This window comes from Roseomonas sp. AR75, from assembly GCF_005222815.1.
Taxonomy (GTDB): Bacteria; Pseudomonadota; Alphaproteobacteria; order Acetobacterales; family Acetobacteraceae; genus Falsiroseomonas.
The window spans coordinates 644512-668920 of the sequence record NZ_STGB01000005.1 but is presented as its reverse complement, the minus strand read 5'-3'; the positions used below and the strand labels follow the sequence as shown (position 1 = coordinate 668920).

Below are 24409 nucleotides of genomic sequence, written 5' to 3'. Positions count from 1 at the left end.
GCGCCATCACGCCTCGCTCGCCTTGCGCAGGAACCGGTCCAGCACGCGCTTGGTGTCCGCCTTGTCGAAGGCGACCTCCAGCCGGTCGTCCTCCACCTGCAGCACGGTGCCGTAGCCGAACTTGTCGTGGAACACCCGCTCCCCGCGCGCGAAGCTCGCGGCCAGCGCCGGGCGTTCCTTCACCTCCCACGCGCCGGCCTCGATCACGCGCGGGCGGCGTGCGAGCAGGCCGCCGCCGCCGAAGACGGAGGGCGTGTCGCGCATCCCGCGGCTGGCCGAGGCGCCTTCGCGCTGCACCATCTCGTCCGGCAACTCGTCGAGGAAGCGGGAGGGGATGGCCGGCGACCAGTTGCCGTAGATGCGGCGGTTCGCGGCGTGGCTGATGAAGGCGTGCTTGCGCGCCCGCGTGATGCCGACATAGGCGAGGCGGCGCTCCTCCTCCAGCGCCTTCTCGCCGCCTTCGTCCAGGCTGCGCTGGCTGGGGAACAGCCCTTCCTCCCAGCCCGGCAGGAAGACGGTGTCGAACTCCAGCCCCTTGGCGGCGTGCAGCGTCATGATCTGCAGCCGCTCGCCTTCCGCGTTCTCGTCGTTCTCCATCACCAGCGCGACATGGTCGAGGAAGCCGGCGAGGGACTGGAACTCGCCCATCGCGCGGATCAGTTCCTTCAGGTTCTCGAGCCGGCCCTGCGCCTCGACATCCTTCTTCGTCGCCATCGCCTCCTGCCACATGGCGGTGTAGCCGCTCTCCTCCAGCATCGTGGTGGCGGCGACGATGTGGCCTTCCGTCTCGTTCACCTGGCGCCAGCGGGCGAAGCCCTGCATCAGCTCGCGCACGGCGTTGCGCGGCTTCGGCTTCAGCGCATCGCCCTCCACCACGCGCAGCGCGGCGGCAGCGAGCGGGATTGCCTCGGCGCGCGCCACCTCGTGCAGCGCGCGCAGGCCGGAATCGCCAAGGCCGCGCTTCGGCACGTTGACGATGCGCTCGAAGGCCAGGTCGTCGGCGGGCTGGTTCAGCACGCGCAGATAGGCGAGCGCGTCGCGGATCTCGGCGCGCTCGTAGAATTTCAACCCGCCCACCACGCGATAGGGCAGGCCGAGCACGATCAGCCGCTCCTCGAAGCTGCGGGTCTGGAAGCCGGCGCGCACGAGGATCGCCACCTCGTTCAGCGAATGGCCGGATCGCCGCAGCGATTCGATGCGCTCGCCCACCATCCGCGCCTCCTCCTCGCTGTCCCAGAGCGAGACGACGCGCACCTTCTCGCCCTCGGCGTCGTTGCGACCGGGCCGCAGCGTCTTTCCGAGACGCCCGGTGTTCTTCGCGATGAGCCCGGAAGCGGCACCCAGGATCGGCCGGGTCGAGCGGTAGTTCGCCTCGAGCCGCACGATGCGCGCGCCGCGAAAATCCTTCTCGAAGCGCAGGATGTTCTCGATCTCCGCGCCGCGCCAGGAATAGATCGAATTGTGCGTCACGATGCCGTTGGCAACGAAGTTGTGGACGCCGGCGATGTCGAGGTCGAACACCTCGCGCACGTCGTCCACCGGCTCGACCGCAATGACGGCGTGATGCCGTCCGTCCAAGCCCGCCATCATCATCCCCGGCCTGATCTGTGCCGCGGCGCGCATCGTGAGTGGCCGCCCGAGCAGATTCGCCTTCCGCACGAGCGTCACCGGCAGATGCGGCGCGAGGCGCGAGACGACCTGCTCGATGGCGCCGACATCGCGGAAGCAGGTCTCGAAGCGCCAGTTCCGGGGATTGCGGCGATAGGCGCGCGCGTTCAGCCCCGCGGCGGCCAGGGCAGCGCGGCCTTCCTCGTCATTGCCGCTGGTGGCGATCCGGTGCATCGGCGTGGTGCCGCGGCGATCGGCGAAGAAGGTGACGGTCAGATTGCGCCTTCGCCCAGGCGCGCCCTGCGGCACGTGATGCGGCGCGTCGGGGTCAAGGCCCCTCTCGGCCATCAGGCGCCTTGCGCCTTCCTCGGCTTCGGGGCGCGCATGGATGCGGTCCAGCCGCGCCTGGTCATGCACCAATCCCTTCGCCGAGGCACCCTGGCGCGCCACGAAGGGCAGGGTGGAGATCGCATGACGCAGGCTCAGCAGATGCTCGCATTCGCGCGCATCGTTCTCCGTCTCGAAGGCGTCCACCAGCCAGAGCGCGTCGGCATGTTCCTGCACGGCGCGCAGCTTGAAGCCGATCACCGGATGCTGCTGACCCTGCGTGTAGACCTGCGACGTGCCAAGCCGCCAGCCGACGCCGCGCTTGTGCATCAGGTAGGTGAAGAAGCGCTGGGGGCTGTCGCCGAGGATGACATCGGCGAAATGCATGTGCTCCGGCGTGCTGACGAGTTCAGCGCCGTTGGAGAGGCGGATGCGCAACAAGCGACTGTTCGCCCTGCGCCGGGCGCTGCGCAGTACCTCGGCGGGGCGGAAATCGCCGGAGCCGTGGCAGGCCTGCACGAGCTCGCCGGGCTGGACGGTCTCGATAGGCCGGTCGCTGCCGTCGGCCATGCGGATGAGGGTCCCGGCCGCAAGACACTGGTCGTCGTCGCCGACGCAGCAGATGTTCTGCGGCAGCGGCTCCGGCCGCTGTGCGAGCAGGCGGAGCCAGTAGTACTGCACCAGGTTCGTGTCCTGGTACTCGTCCACCAGGATGTAGCGGAACAGGCGGTGATACTCGGCCAGCACCTCCGGATGGCCGCGCAGCACCTCCACCACATGCAGCAGCAGGTCGCCGAAATCGGCGGCGTTCAGCGCGCGCAGCCGCGCCTGGTACGCCTCGTACAGCGCGCGGCCGCGGTTCGCGGCGTAGTCGGTGTCTTCCGCCGGCGTGACGCGCGAAGGCGTCAGGCCGCGATCCTTCCAGCGCTGGATGATGGCCATCATCCCCTGGGCGGGCCAGCGCTTCAGGTCCACGCGCTCGGCTTCCATCACCTGCTTCAGCAGGCGCAGCTGGTCGTCGGCGTCGAGGATGGTGAAGCCGCTCTTCAGCCCGACCAGCTCCGCATGCCGGCGCAGCATCCGCGCACACAGCGCGTGGAAGGTGCCGAGCCAGAGTCCCTCCACCGGGCGGCCGAGGATGTGGGCGATGCGCTCGCGCATCTCGCGCGCGGCCTTGTTGGTGAAGGTGACGGCCAGCACCTCCCAGGGGCGGGCCTTGCCGCTGACGAGGATGTGGGCGAAGCGCGTGGTCAGCACGCGGGTCTTGCCGGTGCCCGCGCCGGCCAGCACCAGCAACGGGCCGTCCAGCGTCTCGACCGCCTCGCGCTGCTCGGGGTTCAGCTTCGCGAGATAGTCGCTCACTGGCAGGACCCGACGCTGCCTGCGGCGCAGATGCGCTGCCCATCCGTCCAGCGCACGCCGCCGAGCGTCGCGTTCGAGAAATCGGCGCCGTCGAGATTGGCGCCCGTCAGGTCGGCCCCGGACAGGTCCGCGCGGAACAGCCGCGCCCGGCGCAGGTCGGCGCCCGCCAGCTTCGCGTTGCGCATCGTGGCCCGCGTGAAGTCCGCCTCCCGCAGCGTCGCCTCCGTCATCACCGCATCGCTCAGGTCGGAGGAGACGAAGCGGGCGTTGAAGGCATCCGCGCCGTGGAGTCTGGTGCCGACCAGCCGTGCCCGCTGCAGCGAGGTGTCGCGCAGCACCGCCCCGGACAGGTCGGCGCCGGAAAGATCCCGCCCGTCCATCAGGCATCGTCGCCAGACCACGCCCGGTCCGGCCGGATCCGTGCAGGCTGCGAGGGCCGGGGGCGCGACCAGCAGGGCCAGCGCGGCGAGCGGGAGGAGTTGGCGCGGGAACACACCCCGGGATATAGAACACAGATCGAACGTCTCCAACCGCGCGCGCCACACCACCCCTTGGCTCCGATCCGACATTTCCTCGAATGGGCGGCGCGGCGTGGCGGGCTTCTGCTCGCCGGCTGCATCTTCGTCGGCGTCGCGGTGCCGCCGCTTGCCGCGATCCTGCGGGAGACGCTGACCGTCACCGTTGCCGGGCTGATGACGCTGGTGATGCTGCGCATCGATCTCGGCCAGGTGCTTGGCTATCTGCGCCGGCCGCTGCTGGTGGCGGGGCTGGTGGCGTGGATCCTGTTGGCCTGCCCGCTGATCGTCTTCGCGCTGACCTGGCTCGCCGGGCTGCACGGGCCGCTGGGCGCGGCGCTGGTCATCATGGCGACGGGCTGCGCCGCTACCTCCTCCCCGGCTTTCGCCAGGCTGGTCGGGCTCGATGCCTCGATCTCGCTGGTGGTGGCGGTGGTATCCACGCTGCTGGTGCCCTTCACCGCGCCGCCGCTGGCGCTCGGGCTTCTGGGCATCGACCTGGCGATCTCGATCGGCGGGCTGATGGCGCGGCTGGCGCTGATCGTGCTGCTCCCGCTGGTGCTGGCGCTGGTCATCCGGCGCGTGGTGCCGCCGGCGCGGCTGGCGGGCTGGTCCGGCATGGTGGACGGCACCGTCGTGCTGCTGCTGGTGATGTACGGCATCGGCGTGATGGACGGCATGCTGGCGAAGCTGCTGGCCGAGCCGGCCTGGGTCGCAGGCGGCCTTGCGCTCGCCTTCCTCGGCAATTTCGGGCTGAACGCCCTGACCGCGCTCGCTACCTGGCCCGCGGGGCCGAAGGTGGCACTGGCCACCGGCCTGCTCAGCGGCAACCGCAACATGGCGCTGTATCTGGCGGTGCTGCCCGCGGCGACCGAGCCGCGCATCCTGCTGTTCTTCGCGCTCTGCCAGTTCCCGCTTTTCCTCAGCCCCTTCCTGCTGCGCCCCCTCTACGACCGTCTGCGCGGCATCGCCGCCTGATTGCACGGGGTTACGGCCCGCCGCCGAGGTGATCTACGCTGCGGCCACAACAGCCTCGGTGATGCGATGTCCTGGCCCGAAGCCCGCCTTGGCGAGCCGACCGATCCGAACCGCCCCTGGCACTGGGTGAGCCGGGCGGAGGAACCGGGCGGCCATCCGCTGCCGATCGGCTGGAACCCGCATCTGCGCCACTGGGTGCTGTGGGACGGCAGCACGATCAGCGCGGAGGAGGCCGCGCGGCGCTTCGCCTATATCGGCCCCTGCCTGACGCCGGCCGAGACGCAGGCCGCGGTGGCCGACGCCGTGGCCGTCGCCGCGCCAGCCGCGCCCCCGCCGGAGCAGGAGCCGCGCGGCCTTGCGGCGTTGGCCGCCTCGGCGCTGCCCGAGCCGCCGCCGGCCATGGTCTATCGCAAGGACGCGATCCGGAACCACCTGCTGATCTTCGCGGGCACGCTCTTCGGCACGCTGTTCCTGGCGGAGAAGCTCAACCTGTTCCGCTGATCCCGGCGGTGCGGTAGAGCGCCGCGACCGGCGCGGCGAAACCGATGCTGTCGAGCGCGAACTCGCCTTCCGTCACCTGCAGCGTGTTGGCGGGCCAGTTGCCGTCGGGCTGGCGGCGCAGCAGCTCCGCGCGGATCTCCTTCGTGTGCAGGACGAGGATCTCCCGCACGCTGGGGATGGTGGTGTAGGCCCAGACATTGGCCCAGCTGTCGCGCTCGTTGCCCGGCGAGAGGATCTCGACCAGCAGCACGGGCGCGGGGACGAAGACCGAATCGGTGGGGACTGGCGTGCAGGTGACGCCGAGGTCGGGCACGCGGAAATTCACCCCGGCGCGAACATGCGGGACGACGCCGGGCGTCGCGATCGCCACGCAAGGGCTGCCTCGCTCCGCGAGGTGGTTCCGCAACAGCGCACCCAGTTCGATCAGCAGCGCATTGTGCCCGAAGCGCGCCGGCGCCATCGCGACCGGCTCGCCGTCGATCAACTGCCAGCGCTGCCCGTCATCCGGGCACCAGGCCAGGAAATCCTCACGCGTGAGGTGGAAGGGCAGCTTCGACGCAGCCGACATACAGGGACCCTAGCACGCCGCCGCCAGGCCGGGACCTGAAAAGCGGCTCACCCCGCTGCCTTCGGCCGCACCCCCAGCAGATGCGCAATGGCATAGGCCAGGTCCGCCCGGTTCAGCGTGTAGAAGTGGAACTCGTCCACCCCATTGGCCTGCAACAGCCGCACCTGCTCCGCCGCCACCACGGCGGCGATCAGGCGCCGCGTCTCCGCATCCTCCTCCAGCCCTTCGAACAGCCGCGCCATCCAGGCAGGAACCGAGGCGCCGCACATCGCGCTGAACTTCTGCACCTGCTTGAAGTTGGACACCGGCAGGATGCCCGGCACGATCGGCACCGTGATGCCGGCCGCCGCGCAACGATCAAGGAAACGCAGGTAGATGTCGGTATCGAAGAAATACTGCGTTATCGCGCGCGTCGCGCCCGCATCGATCTTGCGCTTCAGGAAGTCCAGGTCCATCGCCGCGGAGGTCGCTGCGGGGTGAGTCTCGGGATAGGCACCGACGCTGATGTCGAAATCGGCGATGCGCCGCAGGCCCCTGACCAGGTCCTCGGCCTGCGCATAGCCGCCCGGATGCGGCTCGTATCGGCTGGCCCCGGCCGGCGGGTCGCCGCGCAGCGCGACGATGTGGCGCACGCCCGCGTCCAGATAGCCGCGGGCGACCTCGTCCACCTCCTCGCAGGTGGCGCCGACACAGGTGAGATGCGCCGCCGGCGTCAGCGAGGTCTCCCGCGCCAGGCGGGAGACGGTCTCATGCGTGCGCGCGCGGGTGGATCCACCGGCACCGTAGGTCACCGAGACGAAGCGCGGCGCCAGCGGCTCCAGCCGTCGGATCGCAGCCCAGAGCTGCTGCTCCAGCGCCTCGTTCTTCGGCGGGAAGAATTCGAAGGAGAGCGCAGGCGGCGGCAGTTCGGTCGGCTGCGGCAGGCCCGACACGCGCGGCCCGGTGAGCCAGCGCTGCAGGGTGCCCGACAGGGCCAGGTTCATCGTCGATCACTCCCCCGCGATGGCCGGCCGGCACCGCACCGCCCCGCAACACGCCGCAACAGCGCGACCGTTCCGCTCCGGCGCGCGGGCGCATATAAGGGCGCCGCCGCGCCGCTTGGAAGTCCTCGGGGCGCGAGCCTCCGGCCGTGCCGAGCCGGAACCCGCCCGGAGGTCCCCTTGAGCCGAACGCACATGCGTCCGACCCGTCTGCCGATGGCCCTGGCGCTGGGCGCTGCCCTGGCGCTGGGCGCCTGCGCCACCCGCCCCGATCCCGCCGACCCGGAGGCCGTGGCCGAGTTCGAACAGAACAACGACCCGATCGAGCCCTGGAACCGGGCGATGTATTTCGTCAATGACGGGCTCGATACGCTGGTGATCCGTCCGGCGGCCGAGGCCTATCGCATCTTCCTCCCGCCGGAACTGCGCACGGGCATCCGCAACGCCCTGGGCAATCTCCGCTCCCCGGTCATCTTCGTGAACGACGTACTGCAGGGCGAGCCGCATCGGGCCGCGGCGACCGCAGGCCGCTTCCTGCTGAACACCACGCTCGGCGTCGGCGGCTTCTTCGACGTGGCGACGGATCTCGGCCTGCCCGGCCATGGCGAGGATTTCGGCCAGACGCTCGGCCGCTGGGGCGTGCGGGAGGGTCCCTACCTGTTCCTGCCCATCCTGGGCCCGTCCAACCCGCGCGACCTGGTCGGGACCGGCGTGGATATCGCCACCAACCCGCTCACCTGGGTCACCGGCGGCGCCGACTATGACGCCTTCACCTACTCCCGCACCGGCCTGACCGGTCTGGACACGCGGGAGGGGCTGATCGAGCCGCTGGATGCGCTGCGCCAGCAGTCGCTCGACCCCTATGCCGCGCTGCGCAGCGCGTATCGCCAGCGGCGCAACGCCGAGATCAACAACACCGCAGAGGTATCGCCCGCCGCGCGCGGCATGGGCTTCGGCGCCGGCACCGGCATCGAAGGTCCGCGCCGCTGACCGGCCTGCGGGCCCCGGGCCGGCTCCGTCCGGCCTGCCGCCAGGAAGAGGAACCATCGCCATGACGCCGACCCCCCGCCGCCTCCTGCTGCTCGCCGCCGCCGCCGTGGCGGGCATGCCGCGCGGCGCGCATGCGCAGCAGGTGGACATCGCCCGCGCGACCGCCTTCATCCAGCAGACCGGCGAGCAGCTCGTCAGCGCCATCAACGCCACCGGCCAGTCCGTGGCGCAGCGGCGCGACCGCGTCGCGCAGATCCTGCGCCAGGCCGTGGATGTGGAAGGCGTGGGCCGCTTCATCCTGGGCCGCTGGTGGCGCCAGGCCACGCCCGATCAGCAGCAGGAATACCTGAAGCTGTTCGAGCAGGTGCTGATTCACAACCTGTCCTCCCGCTTCGGCGAATATCAGGGCGTGCGATTCTCGCTCGGCCGGACCCAGGCACGCACCGAGGAGGACGCGCTGGTGAACACCGTGGTGGAGCGCCCGGGCAACCCGGCCTTCGGGCTCGACTGGCGCGTCTCGGAAGTCAGCGGCCAGCCGAAGGTCGTGGACGTGATCGCCGAGGGCACCAGCCTTCGGCTGACCACGCGCAGCGAATACAGCAGCGTCATCACCCGCAATGGCGGCCAGGTTGCGGCGCTGCTGAACGCGATGCGCAACCAGATCCGGCAGATGGCGGCGCGCGAAGGCGCCTGAAGCCTTCGCTTGCGGCCGGCGCCGCCGGCCGAGGCCGCGAAGCGGCCCGCGCACAGATCGGCAGCATCGCCAGCGCGTCGGGGGCCTGCGCGAAAGCCAAGCCCGCGGATGCGGGCGCCGGCGCCTGAGGCCTTCGCTTGCGGCCGGCGCAGCCGGCCGAGGCCGCGAAGCGGCCCGCGCACGGACCGACAGCCCCGCCGGCGCGTCAGTGGCCTGCGCGAAGCCAAGCCCGCGGATGCGGGCGCCGGCGTTTGAGGCGCTACCGAAGACTCTCGAACACCAGCATCCGGTGGCCCTGGTGCTGGAACTCGCCGCATTCGCGCATGCCGATGTCGGTCAGCACGCCGCGTGAGGAGAGGTTGCTCTCCCGAGCTACCGCGATGATGCGCTTGAGGCCGGCGCGATGCCCGAAGGCCAGCCCCGCCGCGGCGGCCTCCCGCGCATAGCCCTTGCCGCGGCATTCCGGCCACAGCGCGAAGCGCAGCGCGACGCCGCGGCCGTCCGGCCGCTCCATCAGGCCGCAGATGCCGAGGAACTCGCCGCTGCCCTGCTCGAACACGCTCCAGGTGCCGTAGCCGCGCACCAGCCAGAACTCGATGTCGTCCTCCAGCTCCTCCTTCGTGCGCTCGGCGGAGCGGGTGCCGTGCAGCATGTAGCCGAAGACGCGCTCGTCGGCCTTCAGGCGGATCAGGTCGGGAAGCTGTTCCGGCGCCGGCGGCAGCAGGGAGAGCCGCGCGGTGCGCAGCGTGCGCGGGGCGGAGTGGAGATTGGTGGTCATGGGCGAGCGGGCCTCCCCCGGCCCCGCTCTCCCCCGCGGAAGCGGGGGAGGAAGCGGGACATCAGCGGGCGAGCGGCTTGTATTTCAGCCGGTGCGGCTCGGTCGCGGCGGCGCCGAGGCGGCGGCGCTTGTCGTTCTCATAGGCTTCGAAATTGCCCTCGAACCATTCGACATGGCTGTCGCCTTCGAAGGCGAGGATGTGCGTGGCGAGACGGTCGAGGAACCAGCGGTCGTGGCTGATCACCACGGCGCAGCCGGCGAAATCCTCCAGCGCGTCTTCCAACGCGCGCAGCGTGTCCACGTCGAGGTCGTTGGTCGGCTCGTCCAGCAGCAGCACGTTGTGCTCCCGCTTAAGCATCTTCGCGAGATGCACGCGGTTGCGCTCGCCGCCCGAGAGGATGCCGACGCGCTTCTGCTGATCGGCGCCCTTGAAGTTGAAGGCCGCCACGTAGGCGCGGCTCGGGATGGTGCGCTTGCCGATGGTGATCTGGTCCATCCCGTCGCTGATTTCCTGCCAGACGGTCTTGTTGTCGTCGAGGCTGTCGCGCGACTGGTCCACGTAGCCGAGCTTCACGCTGTCGCCGATCGTCAGCGTGCCGGCATCGGGCTCCTCCACGCCGGTGATCATCTTGAACAGCGTGGACTTGCCGGCGCCGTTCGGGCCGATGATGCCGACGATGCCGCCGGGCGGCAGCTTGAAGTCGAGGTCGTCGATCAGCAGGCGGTTGCCATAGCCCTTGCGCAGCTTCTCCGCCTGGATCACCAGGTTTCCGAGGCGCGGCGCGGGCGGGATGACGATCTCGGACTCGCCGATGCCCTTCTCCTGGCTCTTCTGCAGCATCTCTTCGTACGCCGTGATGCGGGCCTTGGACTTGGCCTGGCGCGCGGCGGGCGAGCGGCCGATCCATTCCTGTTCGCGGGCAAGCTGGCGCTGGCGGGCGCTCTCCTCGCGCTCCTCCTGCTGCAGGCGTTTGCGCTTGGCATCGAGGTAGGAGGAGTAGTTGCCCTGGTAGGGGAAGCCGCGGCCGCGATCCACTTCCAGGATCCAGTTGGTGACGTTGTCCAGGAAGTAGCGGTCGTGGGTGACAACCAGCACCGCGCCCTGCCATTCGCGCAGCGTCTTCTCCAGCCAGGCGACGCTTTCCGCGTCGAGATGGTTGGTCGGTTCGTCCAGCAGCAGCAGGTCGGGCTTCTCCAGCAGCAGCTTGCACAGCGCGACGCGCCGCTTCTCGCCGCCGGAAAGATGCGCCACCGGGCTGTCGAAGGGCGGGCAGCGCAGCGCGTCCAGAGCGATCTCCACGCGCCGCTCCATCTCCCAGCCCTCGGCGGCGTCGATCTTCTCCTGCAGCTCCGCCTGCTCGGCGAGGAGGGCGTTCATCTCCTCCTCGCTCATCTCCTCGGCGAACTTCTCGGAGATCTCGTTGAAGCGCTTCATCTGCGCGTTCAGCTCGGTGAACGCCTCCATGACGTTCTCGCCGACGGTCTTGTCGGGATTGAGATGCGGCTCCTGCGGCAGGTAGCCGACGCGCGCGCCCTCCGCGGCCCAGGCCTCGCCGCCATACTCCTTGTCGAGCCCGGCCATGATCTTCATCAGCGTGGACTTGCCGGCGCCGTTGGGGCCGAGCACGCCGATCTTGGCGTCGGGCAGGAAGGAGAGGGTGATGCCCTTGAAGACCTCGCGCCCGCCCGGATAGGACTTGGTGAGGTCTTTCATCACATAGACGTATTGCCACGCGGGCATGGGCAGGACTTCCGGAAGCTGGGGAGGGGCGGCGCGTTCTATCGCGCCGCGCCCTGCCCTGCAAACCGCGAAGCGGGGCCGGATCAGGCCTGGCGGATGCCGTCCAGAAGCGGAGCCAGATCGGCCAGCGCGTGCTTTGTCAGATCCTTGTCCAGGGAGCCGGCCAGACGCTTCCGCGCTTCCTCCCCCAGCACCTCGCGCAGGTCGCCGAGGAAGGCGGGCGGCGCGACCAGTACCAGGCGGGCATAGCGGGGCGCCGCCGCCTCCAGCCGGTTGGCCAGGTGGCGAGCGTAGCCGTGCTTGGCCTCCCGGTGCGGGTCGGTCTTCGGTTCGATGGCGTGGCGGGCGGTGCCGGCGCTTTCATGGCTCCGGCCCGGCCGTTCCGTGCCGCGCTCATGCGAGGGCCGGTTGTGGGTCTCCTCGGCTTCTTCGGGCAGTTCGTGCCAGGCGCCGAAGGGCACCTGGCGTTCCAGGATGCGGCAGTGCTGGGCGTCGGCGACCAGGGCCCATTCGACCTCGGGCTTCATCGGCGGGTGCTCCTCCATCGGTGACGAAGGGAACGCAGCACCGGCGCCCGGTCGGCGCCATGACGCGGATCAAGCCCGCGCGGGCGCGCGGCCGATCTCGCGATATGTGAACGCCTCCCCTGCCTCGGCCGCTTCGGCCACCGCCAGGTCGAGCAGCGCGTGGTGCGGGGACAGGGCGCAGGCCGGGTCGGTGGCGGCGGCATCGCCGGTCAGGGCGAAGGCCTGGCAGCGGCAGCCGCCCCAATCCTGCTCGCGCCGGTCGCAGCTGCGGCAGGGCTCCGGCATCCAGGCGGTGCCGCGGAAGCGGGTGAAGGCCTCGGCCCGCTCCCACGCCTCGCGCAAGGAGGTGTCGCGGACATTCGGGAAGGTCAGGCCCGGCAGGCTTTCCGCGGCGTGGCAGGGCAGGATTCGCCCGGCGGGGGAGACCGCCAGCACCATCCGCCCCCACCCGCCCATGCAGGCCTTGGGCCGCTTCGCGTGGTAGTCCGGCACGACATAGTCGATCACCAACCTGCCCCGGAGCCGCGCGCGCGCGGCCTCTACCGTCGCGGTCGCGGCCTGGAGCTGGGCGAGGCTGGGCAGCAGCGCATCGCGGTTCGCCAGCGCCCAGCCGTAATACTGCACATGCGCAACCTCCAGCCGTTGCGCACCGAGATCGAGCGCCAGGTCGATCAGCGCCGGCAGGCGGTCCAGGTTCTGCCGGTGCACCACGGCGTTGAGCGTCAGCGGCAGTCCCGCTGCCCTTGCCAGCGCGGCGAAGGCGAGCTTGCGCGCATGGCCGCCGGCATAACCGCCGATGCGGTCCGCGCTCGCTTCCTCGGCGTCCTGCACGGAGAGCTGCACATGATCGAGCCCCGCCTGCATCAGCGCGTCGAAGCGCGCCGCATCGGTCATCACGCCGGAGGTGATGAGGTTGGTGTAGAGCCCGGCCTGCTCGGCGTGCCGCACCAGATCCGGCAGGTCGCGCCGGACCGTCGGCTCGCCGCCGGAAAGGTGCAGTTGCAGCACGCCGAGCGCGGCGGCTTCGCGGAACACGCGCGCCCAGGTTTCCGTGTCGAGCTCCGCCGCGGCGCGCGACAGCTCTAGCGGATTGGAACAGTAGGGGCAGCGCAGCGGGCAGCGATGCGTGAGTTCCGCCAGCAGGCCCAGCGGCGGATCGATCGGCGTCATGTCGTGACGATCCCGCGCGCGGCGAGGTCGGCCAGCAGCTCCGCGACATCCGCCGCGATCTCCTCGCGCGGCGCGGCGAAGCGGGCGGCGAGTTCCTCCACCACCGCATCCAGGCTGCGCGCGCCATCCAGCAGCCGCAACACCTCCAGCGCGATCTCGTCGGGCACGAACATGCGTTCCGGCGCCAGCACCACCCAGCGGCCGCGCGCCGCATCCTCCCGCAGCTTCACGCCGCGTGCCAGGCGCGGGATGGCGTCGGCTGGGATCGCGCTCATGGGCGGAAGGCACCGGGCGGCGGCAGGGCGGGCTCCACATAGGCGAAGTGCAGCGCATCGAGTTGCGCCCAGAGCAGGTCGCATTTGAACCGCAGCGCGCCCAGCACCTGGTCCTGCTCGGCGCGGCTGCGCGCCTCCCGCTTCACGTACTCGAGCGCGAAGGCGACATCCTGCGGCGCCTGGGTCAGCCGCGGCGTGAAGTAGGCCAGCGTGTCGGCGGTGACGAAATCGTAGTTGCGCAGCATGCCGGAGACGCGTTCGGAAATGATGTTCGGGCTGAACATCTCGGTCAGCGAGGAGGCCACGGCTTCCAGCACGGAGCGGTCGCGCACCCAGGCGACATAGGCGTCCACGGCGAAGCGCGTGCCCGGCAGCAGCCCTTGCAGCGAGATGACGTAGTCGCGGTCGAGGCCGAGCCCGTCGGTCAGCTTCAGCCAGCGCTCGACACCGCCCGGCGCCGTGCCGTCGCCGTCATGGTCCACCAGGCGGCGGCGCCATTCGCGGCGGAGCTCCGGCGTCGACAGGCGGGCGAGCAGCGTCGCGTCCTTCCGCGGGATCGAGGCCTGGTAGTAGTAGCGGTTGAGCGCCCAGGCCTGCACCTGCGGCTTCGTCAGCTTGCCGCCATGCAGCAGGCGATGGAAGGGGTGATGCACGTGGTAGCGCTCGTCGCCGATGGCGCGCAGGCGGCGCTCCAGCTCATCCGGCGGCAGCAGGTCGGTGCTCATCGTGCAGCGTAAGCTCCATGCCGTCCTCCGCCACCTCCCAGCCCTCGGCCTCCACATGGGCGCGTTCGGGGCTGTCGGCGAGCAGGACGGGGTTGGTGTTGTTGAGGTGGATCAGGATGCGCCGGCGCGGCTTCAGGCCCCGGAAGGCGGCGAGCGTCCCCTGCGGTCCGACCAGGCTCATATGGCCCATGCGCGCGCCGGTCTTGGGGCCGGCGCCGGCGCGGATCATCTCGTCATCGGCGTAGAGCGTGCCGTCGAAGAACACGGTGTCGGCGGCATCGATGCGCGCGCGCAGGGCGGGCGTCATCGCGGCGCAGCCGGGGATGAAGAGCAGCGTCGCCTGCTCGCCTTCCGCGCGCAGCGCCAGCCCGATGGTCTCGCCCTCATCGGCGAAGCCGGGCGCGCCATCCCGCTCGGCGAAGAGCGGCACCTTGCCGGGAACGGCGAAGGCCTCGGCGACGAGGCCGAGCGGCGCGCCTTCCGCATCCGTCACGGGGAAGGGCGCATCGAGCACCATGGGGCGGCGCGGGACGATGGCCGGGGCGAGCGCGCGGAAGATGGGGTTGGCGTCCAGGACGCCCAGCGTCTGCGGCGCGGCATGGATGGCGAAGGGGTGGCGCTCGCGGAGGGTGAGAAGGCCCGCGATTGTGTCCACCTCGCCGCCCGTCAGCAGCACGGCGGCGATGGGCGAGTGGCGGATGCGGCCGGGCGCGGGAAGCGGGTGCAGCGCGCGTGTCGCGGCAATCTGCGCGCCCAGCTCCGGCGCGGCGTTGAGCAGCGCCCAGCGCGCGCCATCGGCGCTGACGGCGAGGGATGTCTGGGTGCGGCGCTTCGCGGCGGGATCGCCGGCGCGCGCACGCAGGCAGCCCGGACCGGCGGAGTTCCACTGCGGGAAGCCGCCACCCGCCGCGGAGCCGAGGACGCGAACCTGCAGCATCGAAGGTGAGGATGCCGCCGCGACCGAGCCGGACGCGGCGGCGCGCGCGTCAGACCTTCGCGCAGGCGTAGCAGTTGATCTCCATCGCGACGGAGACTTCGACGATACGGGGCTTCTTCCAGGACATGACGTGTTCTCCTCCGGCCTGCCGGCGATGCGACCGGCTGCCGCGAAGATGACCTCGCCGCAACCGCTCCGCAACCCGCAACGCCCCGCACGCCCTTCGGTGGCCTGGTGCTGACGGCTTCGTGTGCGGGCGCATCAGCCCCAGACCCGCCGCGCCACCGCCTGCATCACCTCGATCTTCCGCCACTGCTCGGACTCGCTGAGCATGTTGCCCGCGATGCCGGAGGCGAAGCCGCATTGCGGGCTGAGCGCCACCTGGTCGAGATCCACGAAGCGGCCGGCTTCCTCCAGCCGGCGCAGCAGCGCCTCCTCGGTCTCCACCGCGCCGGATTTCGTGGTGATCAGGCCGAGCACCACCATCGGGCCGCCCTTCGGCAGGAAGCGCAGCGGCTCGAACCCGCCGGCGCGTTCGCTGTCGTATTCCAGCAGCAGCCGATCGAAGCGCAGCCCGCCCAGCACGGCTTCCGCGATGGCGTCGTAGCTGCCCTCCCGGTGCCACATGCTGGCGCGGTTGCCGCGGCAGATATGCAGGCCCGTCACGACGCGCCCGCCCAGGCCCGCGATCACGGCGTTGTCGGCTTCCACCGCGCGGCGCAGGTTGCGCAGCGGGTCCTCGCCGCGTTCCGCCATGCGGGCGAGCGTCGCCGGGTCCACATAGCCGGTGTAGCTGGGCTCATCGAGCTGCAGGTACGAACAGCCGGCTTCGACCAGCTCCTCCGCCATGCGGCGCTGGATGGCGACGACATCGGCGAGGAAGGCGTCCGCATCGGCATAATACGGGGCCGAGCCCGCCACGTCGCACATCTGGCAGACGCGATCCGGGCCCATCAGCGTGATCTTGGCCGGGACATCCGGCGCGATGTCGCGCAGGAAGCGCAGTTCCTTCAGCGGGAAGCTCTCGGTGAGCCGCAGCCGGCCGGTGGCCGGCGTGCGGGCGGAGACGACGGTGTCGAGGCCGCGGGCATTGGGCCGCTCCCCTTCGGCCATGTTGGAGGGCGCGTTCAGGAAGGCCTGCCAGGTGCCCGGCCAGAGGTCCCAGTTCTCCACGGCGGAGAAGGAGACCTGCCAGTTGAGCCGGCGATACTCGCCATCGGTGACGAAGGGCATGCCATGCGCGCGCTGCCGCGCAACCACCTCCGCGATGGCACGGTCCTGCGCCGCGACGAGGTCCTCCATCGGCAGCCTGCCGCGGGCATGGGCGAGGAAGGCGGATTTCAGCCATTCCGGGCGGAGGAAGGAGCCCACCTGGTCCACCCGGCAGCGGCGCAGCGCATCGGCGGCATCGGTCATGCGTCCCTCCTCGGCGGACTCGCCTGCTTTCGGGGCGCGATGCTCCCCGGCATGCGCGGCGGCCGCAAGCTCCCGGAGGTGGCGGCGCGCCGCCCCGTGCCGGGACCGGACGCCCGGGCGGCGGGGAGGCGCGTGACGGCGTGCGATGCGCATGGCGCCGCGCCGCGCGCTTCAATCCGTGGTCCGCCACCGCCGGGGCTGCCCCGCCGCGCGATCCGAGAGATCCAGCAGGGCGCGGAGCAGGCCGAGGGAGAGCGTTCCGGCCAGCGCCTGCGCCCGCGCGGCGATGGCTTTGACGGTTTCGGACAAATTCGCATCCGGCAGCCAGACGGCATCGGCGGGCAGGGCGCAGGCCAGGCCGAGGCGGCGGGCGAAGGGGATGGCGATGCTTGTGATCCGAAAAGCGCGGCGATAGGCGCGGACGATGAACCACTCGATCGCGCGCAGCGGGTTGTTTTGGGCGAACTCCGGATGGTCGGAGACGCGCAGCAGCATGCGGTGCAGGTGCTTTTGGGCCGCCGCGCGGCGCAGCGCGCGATGGGCGGAATCGGCCTTGCCCAGATGTTCGGGCAGGGCGCGCCAGGGCCTGGTGGAGCAGGCGACCCAGAAGATGGCATCCCAGGTGTAGCGCGCGATTGTGGGCGGCCGGCCGCGGGTGGAGCGGTGGAGGATGGCCGACAGCGCCGCCCATTCGATGTCGGTCAGCGCACGCCAGGGGCGCGGGGCGGAGCGGCGGAGGGGGAAGGCGGGGGGTGTGGGGCGCATCCCCCAGTATAGCGGAATCTTATCCTAGATGCAAGCCGAAATTCCTGGGGCCCGGCCCGGTCAGGGCTGCCGGGGCCGGGGCCTGCCGATCAGCCCGCGCCGCGCCGGCGCAGCGTGGCGAGGCCGAGCAGGCCGAGGCCGAACAGGGCGATGCTGGCCGGCGCCGGCACGGCGGTGACGGTGCCATCGTCGCCGAACAGGATCACGCGGCCGCCTTCGTAGTCCGGGGTGTCGAACAGCCCGCTCGCGGCCTCGAAGCGGAAGGAGAGCGCTTCGCCCGCGCGGGCCGACTGGTCGCCGAGGAACGCATCGGAGAGGACAAAGCCGATCAGCGTGCCGGGCGTCGTCTCGAGGCTGAGCAGGCTGAGGCTTCCACCGGGATCGCCGCTGCAGCAATTGCCGCCCAGCCCGGACGCGCCAGGGCCGAAGGAGGCGAAGCCGAAGGGACTGTCGATCAGGGGGGTGAAATCCTCGGCGGGACCGGTGCCGAGCTGCACGTTGCTGAGGCTGAAGCCGAAGGACTGCGTGCCGCCGCCGGATGGAACCGCGTTGCCAATCCCGCCGATCCGGATTCCGGTGAGGGAGCCGAGCACCTGCTGCAGCAGCGCCGCCGAGGCGGCGGGACCACCCGCCGAACCGATGCCGAAATTGCCCGCGGTGAGCGGGACGGAGATCACGGCGAAGGTTCCGGGGGGGCCGAGGTCGAACTGCGCCCAGAGCTCGATGGGCGCCGCGGTGGCCGGCGCGGCCATGCCCAGCGCGATGCCCGCCGCGGCCAGCGTGCGCTTGCGTGTCTGCATCGTCATCGCGAACCCCCTCTCGGCCTTGCACCGCGCCCCTGGGTCGCGATGCAGCCTGGCCAGCCCCTGGATGCGCATTAAGCAAGACCTGGACTGGAAATGGAACAGGCGCAGTCACAACAGCTTGCCGGTTGCGGCGGTGCGCGGAAGGGCGAGATCGTAAAGCCCTCCGACATCAGAAGGCGGGGTGGACGCCAGCGGCGCGCTTTGGCCGGTCCCTGGCCGGCGAGGGGGCGCGCATCCGCCGACCGCGGCCAGGCTGATGCCGGGCGAGCAGCGCGCAAAGATGGAGGCAGCGGGACGAGCGGAAGGCGCGGCGAAATCACGTTGACCGCTCCTGATCTTGCGCATTATGTTGCGCAACATGTTGCGCAACATGTTGCGCCAGAAGGGGGAGCTCAATGCGATCCGTGTCCGCGGCCGAGGCTGCCCGGAGCTTCGGGGCGATCCGGGAAGAGGTCTGCGCCCCCGGCGGCGAGCCCGTGGCGGTGACGCACTACAACATCCCGCAGGTCGTCGTGCTGTCCTTCAAGGAATACCAGGAACTGGTCCGCAAGGCGCGCTTCGCCGGCCGCGTCGCCGACCTGCCGGAGGAGGATCTGGCCTTCCTGGCCTCGGTTGACCGGCGGAACGCGCCCTGAGCGGCATTCCGCCGCTCGACGCCCTGCCAGACGGGGCGGTGGTGCGCTTCGAATACGAATGGGGCAGCGGGAACGCGGATGATTACAAGCCGCGTCCCTGCGCCATCATCATCCGCGGCAACGGACCTCGGGTCTTCTACTTCCCGATCTCCCACGAGCCGCCGCGCGAGGACGACGTGGCACTGGCCATTCCGCCGGAGGCGCGGGCGGCAGCCGGGCTGGACGGCTTTCCGCAATGGGTGGTGGTCAGCCGCTGCAACCGCGCGGATTGGCCTGATGGCGTCCGGAATATCCCGGGCCGGGCCAGCCCGATCTACGGCACGCTGCCGCCGGGCTTCCTGCGACAGTTCCGCAGCGCCGTTGCCGAGGTCGCGCGGCGGCAGTTGATGCGCGGCTGGGACCGGGCGCCGGACAAGGCGGGGTGATGCGCGCGGTGGCAGTCGGCGCTGCTGGTCCACGCCAACCGCAAGGCCCCGCCGCGCGACGCGCGAGGATATGGCGGTGATCGAGGTGGAGGCCCTCGGCCTCGGCATCCATTTCCCCCGGCTGGACGCCGATTTCCATGTTCCGGCGCTGCTGGAGGGCGTTTTGGGATGGAAGGCCTGGATGATCGCGCGGCCGGGTGCGGCGGGCGGCCGGGCGCGCGGTGTGCGGCGCGCGGGAAAGGGAAGGGCGCGGGAGGCATTTGAACGTCCTCGCGCGAAAACATTCCGACTTGGAGGAGGAGTGGATATGGAGAGGGGTGTGTGGTCTGAACCGCAGTTTGAGAGGCGGCGGAGTGGATGAGCCTGCGCAGAACTGCACACAAACATGGTCACGGCAGGCGACTGAATCCCGATCAACTTGGCGCCAAGGGCGAGGCTAGGTTTCCTGAGCTGTGCCTGGACGGAAGAATAGAATGTAACAGGTCAGAACGCGACCGCACGGGCTGGGATTTCCTGGTAGAATTTCCGATTTCCGAAGGAGATGCCTCGCCTCTACACGACAGAAGGATGCCGCTTGAAGCACGAGTTCAAGTAAAGACAATTTGGGAAGGTCAGAGTCGCGTCAAGCTGCGCCTTTCGTCGGCAGAAAGGTTGGCCAAAGCGCCCACTCCTGCGTTCCTTTGCATATTGACAGTATCGCATGATTCGCTTGAGTTTACTAAAATTCAAATACTGCACTTTTGGGGTGCACTAACCGAGCAGATTTTGAAGGACGTTCGCAAGCTGCAGGCGTCTGGGCGTTCTACCAAAATCAACAAGACAACGCTCGCTGTAAACGTTAATCAACACGGTAGCTCGCTGCCTGTGACCGGCCAGACGCTTCGTGCCGAGATGTCAAGGTTCATCGGGCGCGACATGGCATCGTATATTGAAAAGAAGATAGCATTTCTTCAATCCTGTGGATTTGAAGCTGCGCCTCTTCGCGGTTCGTTCACCGTTCAAGGGAACGACGTAACGGACTTCAGCGATTTCTTGCTTGGACTCCGCCCCCTATCTGCTACACAGTTCGAACTGCGGGAGAGCCGGTGGGGAATAGAGCTACCTGCTCTTCCAAATACTGTGGTTGACGGTGAAATTTGGATAGTTCCTGACCCTATCCCAGTCCAAGTTACGTTTAGATCGCCCAAAAAAGGGAAACCTGTTTCTTTCTCTATGGGCCTGCGACGGATACCAAAAGAATTTTCGAAATTGACGCCCAGCAAAGAACTTCTCGAAAATGCAAATTTGAAAATCGTCACCGAAGGTGAAAAATTCAATCTGAAGATATCGTCCGCTAATGTTGTACCAACCTCAGTGCGGACCCTGCGAGCGCTTTACGAACTCGAAGTAATTCTTGCGCAGGGTGGGGTAGATGTAAGAGTTTTGCAGAACGGCCGCCTTGCGAAGGGATTTACACTGAACGATCCGTTATCGTTTGGTGATCAAGGAAGATTAGACGCCGTTAAGACTTTGATCCAGGACCTCGAATTTCTTGCACAAGAGGCCGGTATAGACGATTTTATACTACCGTGCCCTCCGGATCAGAAATTTTACCACAGCGTCGAACTTCTGCACGCAATGGTCGCGCCTCGCCCGGGCGTCTCAATTAACGCGAACTTCACGATAAAAATAATTGATGGCTCCACCATTCCTGTGCGAAATACAGAGGCCATCCTAATTGATGGCATAAAAATGCACGACGGGGTGCTCGCGTTTTACTCAGTATGCAGAGTTGCTCTTACCGAAACGGCTGATGCCACCGAATACGCGACGACGGCGACGAACTTCAATTGCAGACAAATAAGCATGCTTGACGGTACGAGAGGCTCGTTGGAGGCATTTAGGGCAGAGGCCGAAGCTCTAACAGGCATATCGCTCGTGTTGGCGCCGTAACCGTCACAGCGGAGAACCATTGTTGCCCAGGTTTACTTTCTGTCGGTGTCACCCCACCCCCACCTCCAACCACCCCCTCCTATCCAACGTCGCAAAATCCCCCGGCAGCAGGAGCACGGTCGTCGTGTCGCTCTCCACGATCGCCGGCCCCTCCACGCGCTGGTCCGGCGCCAGGTCGGAAAAACTCCAGACCGGAATTTCGGCAAACGCGCCGCCGATGCGGGCGCGGCGGAGGCCCATGGGGGCGGACACGCCGCGCATCTCGCGCGGCGGCGCGGGGCGGGGGGGCAGCTTGCCCACGGCGGCGACGCGGGCGGTGACCAGCACCACCTCCTCGCCGCGCAGCGCGTAGGTGAACAGCGCCTCGTGGCGCGCATGAAACGCCTCGGCGATGCGGGCGGGCAGGCCGGGCTTGTCCCAGTCCACGCCGTCCAGCGGCACCGCAATCTCGAACACCTGCTCGCCGTAGCGCATGTCGGCGCTGCGGCGCAGCTCGGGCGTGCCGGTCATCCAGCGCGCCATCCGCGCGCGCGCCTTCTGGTCGAGTGCGGCGAAGAAGGATCGCACGGACTCCTCGGCGGGCAGGCCTGACGCGTCGGCGAGACTCTGGGAGACCTCGTAGCGCAGGTCGGTCTGCAGCATGCCCCAGGCGGAGAGGCCCGCGGCCAGCAGCGGCACGGCCACGCGCTTCATGCCCAGGTCGCGCGCAACGGCGGAGGCGTGCAGGCCGGCGGCGCCGCCGAAGGCGAGCAGCGTGAAGTTGCGGGGGTCCACGCCGCGGCGGACGGTGGCGACGCGGATGCCCTCGGCCATCGCGACATTCGCAAGCTGGTGGATGCCCGCGGCGCATTCCATCGGGTCCATGCCGAGTTTCGCGGCCAGGCGCCCGACGGCGGCCTCGGCGGCGGCGATGTCGAGGCGGCGCTGGCCGCCCAGGAAGCGATCGGGGTCGAGGTAGCCGAGCAGCAGGTTGGCGTCGGTCACCGCGGGCTCGGTGCCGCCGGCGCCGTAGCAGGCGGGGCCGGGCACCGCGCCGGCGCTGCGCGGGCCGACGCGCAGCATCCCGCCGGAATCGACGAAGGCGAGGGAGCCGCCGCCGGCGCCGAGCGTCACGATGTCCAGGCTCTCGAGCGCGATGCGCTGGCCGCCGACCTCGCGCCCCTTGCCGAGCGCGGCCTCGCCATTGGCGACGAGGGCGACGTCGGTGGAGGTGCCGCCGACATCGAAGGTGACCAGGTTGTCGCCGAGGCCGGCGCGGGCGAGGGCGAGCGCGGCGGCGACGCCGCCGGCGGGGCCGGAGAGGGCGGTGCCGGCGGCCAGGCGCTGCGCTTCCTCCACGGGTGCGACGCCGCCATGGCTCAGGATGACGAAGAGCGGGCCGTGGAAGCCGGCGGCGTCGAGGCGCTGCTGCAGGCGGCCGAGATAGCGCGCGACGATGGGGCCGACGGCGGCGTTCACGACGGTGGTGGAGAAACGCTCGTATTCCTTGATCTGCGGCAGCACGTCGGCGGAGCGGGTGACGTAGGCGTCGGGCAAAGCGGCCTGGATGGCGGCGGCCGCCTGCGTCTCGTGGCGCGGGTCGCGCCAGGCGTGGAGCAGGCAGATGGCGACGGCGTCCACCTCGGCGTCGCGGAGCGCGGCGATGGCGGTTTGCAGCGAGGTTTGGTCGAGCGGGATTTCGGTGCTGCCATCGGCGCGGATGCGCTCGCGCAAGGGCAGGCGCAGGTGGCGCGGGACGAGCGGCGCGGGGGTGGGCAGGCGGAGGTCGTAGCGCTCGGGCTTCAGGCCCTCGCGCATCTCGATGATGTCGCGATGGCCCTCGGTGGTGAGGAGGGCGACGCGGGCGGTGCGGCGTTCGAGCAGGGCGTTGGTGGCGACGGTGGTGCCGTGGACCAGGCGCTCGGTGACTTCCAGAAGCTCGGCGAGGGTGAGGTGCAGCGTGGTGGCGAGCAGGCGCAGGCCGTCGAGCACGCCTTCGGACTGGTCGTGCGGCGTGGTGGCGGCTTTGACGAGAAGCGTCTCGCCATCGGCGCCGATGCACACGACGTCGGTGAAGGTGCCGCCGACATCGACGCCGATGCGATAGGGGGCGCGCATCAGATCAGGCCCTCCTTCGCGTCGGCCTCGCGCAGCGCGGGGGCGCGCTTGTCGGGCGGGCCCCAGCCGCCGCCGCCGCCGGAGCGGACGACCAGCACGTCGCCGGGGCGGAGCTCGACGCCGGTCTCCTTGGTGCGCAGGTCGCGCTCGGTGCCGTCGGCGTGGCGCAGCGTGTAGCGATGGGGCGCGCCGTCCGCGCCGCCGAGCATGCCGGCGGCGCCATGCCGCACGCCATCGCCGGCGGTGTTGGCCATCGCGGGCTGTTGCGTCTCGATCACCAGTTCCAGCTCGGCGCCGAGGCCGCCGCGGAAGGTGCCGTCGCCGGCGGAACCGGGGCGGAATTCGTGGTGGCGGAAGAAGAGGGGGAAGCGGGCCTCGGCCATCTCGACGCTGCCGAATTTCAGGCCGCCGGCGGAATGCCACTCGCCGGCGGAGGACCAGCCGTCGCCCTTCGCGTGGCCGCCGCCGCCGGGGCGGGCGTGGAACAGGTGCCAGACGAACTTCTTGGCACGCTTGGGGTTCTCGCCGGCGATGGCGACGCGGAAGCGGCGGCCCCAGCCGCCCATGGCGCGCTCGGGGCAGGCGGGGGCGAGCGCCTTGACGATGGCCTCGACGATCTCGTTGGAGCAGTGGCTGGTGCAGAGCGTGACGGCGGCGCCCTCCCGCGGGCGCACGATGCTGCCTTCCTGCGCGATGACGGTCAGCGGGCGGAAGGCGCCGTCGTTCTTCGCGACCTCGGGGTCGAGGAGATAGGCGAGCGCCATGCGCGCCGCGCTGACGGTGTTGGGCCAGGAGGAATTGACGAAGCCGCGCACCTGCGGCGACGAGGCCGAAAGATCCACCGCGATGTCGCCGCCGCGCTTCGTCACTCGCGCGCGGATCGGGATGTTTTCGGCGCCGTGCCCGTCATCGTCCAGCGTCGCCTCGCCGAAATATTCGCCATCGGCCCAGGACGCGATGATGCGGCGCGCATGCGCTTCGGAGAGATCGAGGATCGCGTCGGACGCCGCCGCCAGCTTCGTCGCGCCGTGTTCCGCCAGCAGCGCCTGCACGCGCTTCGCGCCCAGCCGCGCCGCGCCCCACATCGCCATCAGGTCGCCCCGGAAATCGCGGGCGATGCGCGTGTTCAGCGCGAGCATCGCGACCAAATCCTCGCGCAGCGCATCGTCCTCGCCGAGCCGGATCGGCGGGATGCGGATGCCTTCCTGCCAGATCTCGAAGGCGGCGGGGTTGTAGGCGCCATGCGTCGCGCCGCCGATGTCGGATTGGTGCGCGCGAACCACGGTGAGGAAACGCAGCGCGCCGTCGCCGAACACGGGAAGGACGATGGTGAGATCCGGCAGATGGCTGCCGCCATGCCAGGGGTCGTTGAGCAGATAGGTCTCGCCCGGCTGCATCGTCGCGCCGAAGCTTTCGAGCACCGCCGCGGCGGCGAAGGGCATGGCGCCGACATGCACGGGTATGTGATCCGCCTGCGCCACAAGCCTTGCCTGCGCATCGCACAACGCGATCGAGAAGTCGCGCGAGGAATTCAGGATCTGCGAGGTCGCGGTGCGCAGCAGCGCCTCGCCCATCTCCTCCACGATGGCGCGGAAGCGGTTCTCGAGTACGGCGAGGGTGACGGGGTCGGGCTGCATGGCCGAAACGCTCGGACGCG

Annotated in this window: 25 protein-coding genes; 8 read left to right on the top strand and 17 right to left on the bottom strand. The window is 69.9% G+C overall.

Annotated features, from left to right (window positions below; all coding sequences use genetic code 11):
* Positions 1 to 6: 6 nt before the first annotated feature.
* Together E4T13_RS22595 and E4T13_RS22585 are read right to left on the bottom strand one after the other, a co-directional pair.
* On the bottom strand, positions 7 to 3297 hold the full coding sequence (locus E4T13_RS22595; RefSeq protein ID WP_240791246.1) for a UvrD-helicase domain-containing protein: 3291 nt from the start codon (positions 3295 to 3297) through the stop codon (positions 7 to 9).
* Entirely contained in the window at positions 3294 to 3677 is a 384-nt protein-coding gene (locus E4T13_RS22585; protein WP_240791245.1) for a pentapeptide repeat-containing protein, read from the bottom strand. The genes E4T13_RS22595 and E4T13_RS22585 overlap by 4 nt, the downstream gene beginning before the upstream one ends.
* A gap of 171 nt (positions 3678 to 3848) precedes the next feature.
* On the opposite strand from E4T13_RS22585, the gene E4T13_RS22580 reads away from it, so the two are divergent.
* The gene (locus tag E4T13_RS22580; RefSeq protein ID WP_240791244.1) at positions 3849 to 4790 is read left to right on the top strand and encodes a hypothetical protein; all 942 of its coding nucleotides are present in this window, start codon (positions 3849 to 3851) and stop codon (positions 4788 to 4790) included.
* Positions 4791 to 4856: 66 nt separating this feature from the next.
* Positions 4857 to 5291 (top strand): hypothetical protein, encoded by a 435-nt coding sequence (locus E4T13_RS22575; protein WP_137180598.1) that lies wholly within the window; start codon positions 4857 to 4859, stop codon positions 5289 to 5291.
* Here the strand turns inward: E4T13_RS22575 and E4T13_RS22570 are convergent.
* Positions 5275 to 5859 carry a Uma2 family endonuclease gene (locus E4T13_RS22570; RefSeq protein WP_137180597.1) on the bottom strand — a complete coding sequence of 195 codons (585 nt, stop codon included), beginning with the start codon at positions 5857 to 5859 and terminating at the stop codon, positions 5275 to 5277. The two genes, E4T13_RS22575 and E4T13_RS22570, sit on opposite strands and share 17 nt — an antisense overlap.
* A gap of 47 nt (positions 5860 to 5906) precedes the next feature.
* The gene (gene metF, locus E4T13_RS22565) at positions 5907 to 6842 is read right to left on the bottom strand and encodes a methylenetetrahydrofolate reductase [NAD(P)H] (RefSeq protein ID WP_137180596.1); all 936 of its coding nucleotides are present in this window, start codon (positions 6840 to 6842) and stop codon (positions 5907 to 5909) included.
* 192 nt (positions 6843 to 7034) lie between these two features.
* On the opposite strand from metF, the gene E4T13_RS22560 reads away from it, so the two are divergent.
* Both E4T13_RS22560 and E4T13_RS22555 read left to right on the top strand, forming a co-directional pair.
* Positions 7035 to 7829: a VacJ family lipoprotein gene (locus E4T13_RS22560; RefSeq protein WP_240791243.1), complete on the top strand. Its 795-nt coding sequence runs from the start codon at positions 7035 to 7037 to the stop codon at positions 7827 to 7829.
* A gap of 61 nt (positions 7830 to 7890) precedes the next feature.
* Complete coding sequence (locus tag E4T13_RS22555; RefSeq protein WP_137180595.1) at positions 7891 to 8523, top strand: phospholipid-binding protein MlaC; 633 nt, start codon at positions 7891 to 7893, stop codon at positions 8521 to 8523.
* Between the two features lie 259 nt (positions 8524 to 8782).
* Here E4T13_RS22555 and E4T13_RS22550 read toward each other — a convergent pair whose 3' ends face one another.
* From E4T13_RS22550 to E4T13_RS22500, 11 genes are all read right to left on the bottom strand, one after another.
* Positions 8783 to 9301, bottom strand: a complete 519-nt coding sequence (locus E4T13_RS22550; RefSeq protein WP_137180594.1) for a GNAT family N-acetyltransferase — start codon at positions 9299 to 9301, stop codon at positions 8783 to 8785.
* A gap of 61 nt (positions 9302 to 9362) precedes the next feature.
* Positions 9363 to 11042: an energy-dependent translational throttle protein EttA gene (gene ettA / locus E4T13_RS22545; protein ID WP_137180593.1), complete on the bottom strand. Its 1680-nt coding sequence runs from the start codon at positions 11040 to 11042 to the stop codon at positions 9363 to 9365.
* An 83-nt stretch (positions 11043 to 11125) separates the two neighbouring features.
* The gene (locus E4T13_RS22540) at positions 11126 to 11569 is read right to left on the bottom strand and encodes a host attachment protein (RefSeq protein ID WP_170985163.1); all 444 of its coding nucleotides are present in this window, start codon (positions 11567 to 11569) and stop codon (positions 11126 to 11128) included.
* 69 nt (positions 11570 to 11638) lie between these two features.
* A complete protein-coding gene (pqqE, locus tag E4T13_RS22535; RefSeq protein ID WP_137180591.1) occupies positions 11639 to 12739 on the bottom strand; it encodes a pyrroloquinoline quinone biosynthesis protein PqqE in 1101 nt (366 codons plus the stop codon).
* On the bottom strand, positions 12736 to 13014 hold the full coding sequence (gene pqqD, locus E4T13_RS22530) for a pyrroloquinoline quinone biosynthesis peptide chaperone PqqD (RefSeq protein ID WP_137180590.1): 279 nt from the start codon (positions 13012 to 13014) through the stop codon (positions 12736 to 12738). Before pqqD ends, pqqE begins: the two co-directional genes overlap by 4 nt.
* On the bottom strand, positions 13011 to 13739 hold the full coding sequence (gene pqqC / locus E4T13_RS22525; protein WP_137180589.1) for a pyrroloquinoline-quinone synthase PqqC: 729 nt from the start codon (positions 13737 to 13739) through the stop codon (positions 13011 to 13013). Before pqqC ends, pqqD begins: the two co-directional genes overlap by 4 nt.
* Positions 13711 to 14676: a pyrroloquinoline quinone biosynthesis protein PqqB gene (gene pqqB / locus E4T13_RS22520; RefSeq protein WP_137180588.1), complete on the bottom strand. Its 966-nt coding sequence runs from the start codon at positions 14674 to 14676 to the stop codon at positions 13711 to 13713. Before pqqB ends, pqqC begins: the two co-directional genes overlap by 29 nt.
* Before the next feature lie 49 nt (positions 14677 to 14725).
* Positions 14726 to 14803, bottom strand: coding sequence for a pyrroloquinoline quinone precursor peptide PqqA (pqqA, locus tag E4T13_RS31025; protein WP_170985220.1), 78 nt, complete (start codon positions 14801 to 14803; stop codon positions 14726 to 14728).
* A gap of 134 nt (positions 14804 to 14937) precedes the next feature.
* A complete protein-coding gene (locus tag E4T13_RS22510; RefSeq protein ID WP_170985162.1) occupies positions 14938 to 16092 on the bottom strand; it encodes a hypothetical protein in 1155 nt (384 codons plus the stop codon).
* 171 nt (positions 16093 to 16263) lie between these two features.
* Positions 16264 to 16857, bottom strand: coding sequence for a transposase (locus E4T13_RS22505; protein ID WP_137180585.1), 594 nt, complete (start codon positions 16855 to 16857; stop codon positions 16264 to 16266).
* 89 nt (positions 16858 to 16946) lie between these two features.
* On the bottom strand, positions 16947 to 17663 hold the full coding sequence (locus tag E4T13_RS22500) for a PEP-CTERM sorting domain-containing protein (protein WP_206030270.1): 717 nt from the start codon (positions 17661 to 17663) through the stop codon (positions 16947 to 16949).
* Positions 17664 to 18058: 395 nt separating this feature from the next.
* On the opposite strand from E4T13_RS22500, the gene E4T13_RS22495 reads away from it, so the two are divergent.
* The 4 genes from E4T13_RS22495 (at position 18059) to E4T13_RS22480 (ending at position 20655) form a co-directional block, all read left to right on the top strand.
* Positions 18059 to 18298 (top strand): type II toxin-antitoxin system Phd/YefM family antitoxin, encoded by a 240-nt coding sequence (locus E4T13_RS22495; RefSeq protein ID WP_137180584.1) that lies wholly within the window; start codon positions 18059 to 18061, stop codon positions 18296 to 18298.
* 38 nt (positions 18299 to 18336) lie between these two features.
* Complete coding sequence (locus E4T13_RS22490) at positions 18337 to 18723, top strand: hypothetical protein (protein ID WP_137180583.1); 387 nt, start codon at positions 18337 to 18339, stop codon at positions 18721 to 18723.
* A 76-nt stretch (positions 18724 to 18799) separates the two neighbouring features.
* Positions 18800 to 19084 carry a DUF2442 domain-containing protein gene (locus E4T13_RS22485; protein ID WP_137180582.1) on the top strand — a complete coding sequence of 95 codons (285 nt, stop codon included), beginning with the start codon at positions 18800 to 18802 and terminating at the stop codon, positions 19082 to 19084.
* A complete protein-coding gene (locus E4T13_RS22480; RefSeq protein ID WP_137180581.1) occupies positions 19081 to 20655 on the top strand; it encodes a hypothetical protein in 1575 nt (524 codons plus the stop codon). The genes E4T13_RS22485 and E4T13_RS22480 overlap by 4 nt, the downstream gene beginning before the upstream one ends.
* Before the next feature lie 48 nt (positions 20656 to 20703).
* On the opposite strand, the gene E4T13_RS22475 is transcribed toward E4T13_RS22480, so the two are convergent.
* On the bottom strand, positions 20704 to 22752 hold the full coding sequence (locus tag E4T13_RS22475) for a hydantoinase/oxoprolinase family protein (RefSeq protein WP_137180580.1): 2049 nt from the start codon (positions 22750 to 22752) through the stop codon (positions 20704 to 20706).
* The gene (locus E4T13_RS22470; protein ID WP_137180579.1) at positions 22752 to 24389 is read right to left on the bottom strand and encodes a hydantoinase B/oxoprolinase family protein; all 1638 of its coding nucleotides are present in this window, start codon (positions 24387 to 24389) and stop codon (positions 22752 to 22754) included. The genes E4T13_RS22475 and E4T13_RS22470 overlap by 1 nt, the downstream gene beginning before the upstream one ends.
* Positions 24390 to 24409 lie beyond the last annotated feature (20 nt).